The sequence below is a fragment of the Nocardia sp. NPDC058497 genome (assembly GCF_042720195.1).
Lineage (GTDB): Bacteria > Actinomycetota > Actinomycetes > Mycobacteriales > Mycobacteriaceae > Nocardia.
Map to the genome: position 1 here is coordinate 1 of NZ_JBHXMY010000795.1, position 2181 is coordinate 2181.

2 protein-coding genes are annotated in these 2181 nt (G+C 69.0%); both read left to right on the top strand.

Annotated features, from left to right (window positions below):
• The first annotated feature begins 236 nt into the window (after window positions 1-236).
• The gene (locus ACFWPJ_RS31035) at window positions 237-1598 is read left to right on the top strand and encodes a M20/M25/M40 family metallo-hydrolase (RefSeq protein WP_378856808.1); all 1362 of its coding nucleotides are present in this window, start codon (window positions 237-239) and stop codon (window positions 1596-1598) included.
• Window positions 1599-1625: 27 nt separating this feature from the next.
• Window positions 1626-2153: a YbhB/YbcL family Raf kinase inhibitor-like protein gene (locus ACFWPJ_RS31040; protein ID WP_378856810.1), complete on the top strand. Its 528-nt coding sequence runs from the start codon at window positions 1626-1628 to the stop codon at window positions 2151-2153.
• Window positions 2154-2181 lie beyond the last annotated feature (28 nt).

A 2181-nucleotide genomic window follows, 5' to 3' on the forward strand; every position in this document is an offset into this window, starting at 1 on the left:
ACCGGTGTAGTACAGCGCGACACCGACCGCGCCTGCCAGCGTCGCGGCGCCGGCCAGCACGAAGGTACCGACCCGAACGACCCGCGATCTCATCGCCACAGCCAAACACACGGCCCGGTGGGCGCGCCAATCCGGAATTCCGCTCAGCGCGAGTTGTAGTCGCCGGCAGCGGCGGGATCTTCGCGCGCCAGGGGAGATGGCGCGGAGGAAGTGGCAGGAGTGGTAGGAAAGGGGACGTGTCGGCATCTGGCGAGAGTTCTGGTTCGAACGAACGGTCCCGCGCGGTGGACGAGGTGGTGGAGCTGGTCAGTGCGCTGATCCGGTTCGACACCTCCAACACCGGTGAGCTGGCGACCACCAAAGGCGAGCGCGAATGCGCCGAGTGGGTGGCCGCGCAGCTGCAGGAGGTCGGATACGAGACCGAGTACGTCGAATCGGGCGCGCCCGGCCGCGGCAACGTGTTCGCGCGGTTGAAGGGCGCCGACGCCGGCCGCGGCGCCCTGATGATCCACGGGCACCTCGACGTCGTGCCCGCCGAAGCTTCCGACTGGAGCGTGCACCCGTTTTCCGGCGCGGTCCGTGACGGCTACGTGTGGGGTCGCGGCGCGATCGATATGAAAGACATGGTCGGCATGACGCTGGCCCTGGCCCGCCAGTTCAAAGCCGAAGGCACGGTGCCCCCGCGCGATCTGGTGTTCGCGTTCCTCGCCGACGAGGAGAACGGCGGCAAGTGGGGGTCGCAGTGGCTGGTCGACAACCGGCCCGACTTGTTCGACGGCGTCACCGAGGCCGTCGGCGAGGTCGGCGGGTTCTCACTGACCGTGCCGCGTCCCGACGGCACCGAACGCAGGCTCTACCTGGTCGAGACCGCGGAGAAGGGGCTGGGCTGGATGCGCCTGCGGGCCAAGGCTCGCGCCGGGCACGGCTCGTTCCTGCACGACGACAACGCCGTCACCATCCTCGCCGAAGCCGTCGCCCGGCTGGGCAGGCACACCTTCCCGGTGGTGCTCTCGGACTCGGTGGCCGAATTCCTCGCCGCCGTCAGCGAGGAGAGCGGGCTGCAGTTCGACCCGGAGGGCCCCGATATCGAGGGCCAGCTGGCCAAGCTCGGCACCATCTCCCGCATCATCGGCGCCACCCTGCGCGACACCGCCAATCCGACGATGCTGCAGGCGGGTTACAAGGCCAACGTCATCCCGCAGACCGCCGAGGCCGTGGTGGACTGCCGGGTCGTGCCGGGCCGGCAGGCCGCGTTCGAACGCGAGGTCGACGAGCTGATCGGCCCGGATGTCGAGCGCGAGTGGATCACCAAGCTCGACTCCTACGAAACCACCTTCGACGGGCACCTCGTCGACGCGATGAACGACGCGGTGCTGGCCAACGACGCCAACGGGCGCACCGTGCCCTACATGCTCTCCGGCGGCACCGACGCGAAAGCGTTCGCGCGGTTGGGTATTCGCTGCTTCGGCTTCGCGCCGCTGCAGCTGCCGCCGGAGCTGGACTTCACCGCCCTGTTCCACGGGGTGGACGAGCGGGTGCCGGTGCAGTCACTGGAATTCGGCACCCGGGTACTGGAACACTTCCTCCTGCACAGCTGAGCACCGACGCCACGAATCGGAGAACCCATGAGCTACAACCCGTATGACGCACTGCCGCAGGTTCCGTCGTTCACCGTCACTTCTGCCGACATCACCGATGGTCAGCCGCTGGCCAACGATCAGGTGTCCGGGGTGTTCGGGGCCGGCGGCAAGGACATCTCGCCGCAGCTGAGCTGGTCCGGCTTCCCGGAGGACACCCAGAGCTTCGCGGTGACGGTGTATGATCCGGACGCCCCGACCGCGTCCGGTTTCTGGCACTGGGCCGTCGCCAACATCCCGGCCTCGGTCACCTCCCTCGACGCCGGTGCGGGCAGCGAAGGCGGGACACTGCCCGCCGGCGCGGTGACACTGCGCAACGACGGCGGCTTCCCCGGCTTCGTCGGCGCCGCGCCCCCGCAGGGCCATGGGCCGCACCGGTACTTCGTGGTGGTGCACGCCGTCGACGTCCCCGAGCTGGAAGTCGGGCCGGACGCGGCGCCCGCCTACCTCGGGTTCAACCTGTTCTTCCACACCCTCGGCCGGGCCACCCTGATCGGCACCTACGAGCAGAACTGACCTGACACGGCGGCTGTCTCTTATACAC